This window comes from Paracoccus beibuensis (genome assembly GCF_026162625.1).
Taxonomy (GTDB): domain Bacteria; phylum Pseudomonadota; class Alphaproteobacteria; order Rhodobacterales; family Rhodobacteraceae; genus Paracoccus; species Paracoccus beibuensis.
Window position 1 is genome coordinate 1 of record NZ_JAOTBD010000093.1, and the last position, 1343, is coordinate 1343.

The following is a 1343-nucleotide window of genomic DNA, read 5'->3' on the forward strand; positions in this document are numbered from 1 at the left end:
GGGCGGGGGTGATGATGCGGGGCACGGACGAGACGAGCGGGTCGCTGTTCAGCTGTGTCGATCCCGAGGAGCGCATCCGGCACGGCATCCGGCTCGCGCAAGATCCGGCAGGTGGTGAACGAGGCGCTGGCCAGCCTGGATGCCGAGTTCGAAGCGCTCCATACCGCGCCCCTCGATTGCGCCGGAACGCCTCGTCCGGGCCGGCCTGCTCCAGCCACTTCCATATCCGCCTCGCCCGCCTCAAGGGCCTGTCGCGGGTCCAGCGGCACCGTCCGGTCCATGCCCCCCTGGGCGACATCGTGCTTCAGTTTTGTAACTCCTCCACTCATCGAGCGTCACCTTTGCTATGGTGGTGTTTCGATAGCCGGGAGAGGGTCGCCGTCTCAGTTTTGAGGCTTCGTCCTTGTGCGTGAGGTTGGCGCCCTCGACCGGCGTTCTGAGCTCGAACGGTTCCTGGGGCTGGCGTCCTTTGCCTGTCCCCGCTTGTACAAGGCTGAGCGTGGACGTCGGTTTCGAGGCTCCCCGGTTTGAACAAGGGAGGGAAGGATGTTTGCCGGGATAGATATTGCCTCCGAGCGCCATGTGCTGGCGCGGCTGGACGAGACGGGCCCGCCGCGAGGTCGCGCCGCTCTTGTCGGACGGGCATTTTCCGGTCGACGGCCCGCCGGTCGAGGCCTGGGCTTCGATGAAGAGCTTTCAGCCGAAGCCGGACATCCCCGCCTGATGATGAGGGACCGGGCGACCCGCCCTCGCCAGGCACGACCGCTGCCGTCCAGCCCGGACCGACCCCAGAGAGCGGCCCGATGCTCCGCCCCACCCGCCCACGCCGCAATGCCGAAGCCGGCCTCCGAGGTGAGCGGCGTCCGGACGCCATCCATGCCTCGACGCCCGGCCCTGCAGGAAATCGCCCGGCACCGGCGCGATGCCGTGCTTCATCGGCCATGCTTTGATGGAGAACCGCAGCGGCCCGATCCAAGGCGATCTGACCGAAGCGGACGGCCATGCCGAACGTCGTGCCGCGCTCGACATGGTTCCGCCACTCCCCAGGATCGACCCGCAAACTGACCGTCGGGATATGACGCCGCCGGATCCGTTGTCGACCGGCGTCATCCCGCATGTCGCCCGAAAGGCGAGATATTCGGCGGCCGATGGGCGAACCACCCGGCACAAGGCTACGACCTGTCCCCGAAGCACCGGAATCGGATCGAGGAGCCCTTCGGAAGGGCCAAGACCGTCGGCGGCATGGCACAGACCGTCTATCCCGGCGTCGCACGGGTGCGCGCCCGCTTCATCCTGACAATGGCGGCCAACAACCTGGCCCGGCTGCCACGACTGCTGAGCGC

The 1343-nt window shown here is 67.7% G+C and carries 2 pseudogenes; both read left to right on the forward strand.

Annotated features, from left to right (window positions below):
- Positions 1 to 14 precede the first annotated feature (14 nt).
- Positions 15 to 220, forward strand: a pseudogene (locus tag OC159_RS19930) (IS5/IS1182 family transposase); the annotation flags it as partial.
- 387 nt (positions 221 to 607) lie between these two features.
- Positions 608 to 1343: pseudogene (locus OC159_RS19935) on the forward strand (IS5/IS1182 family transposase); the annotation flags it as partial.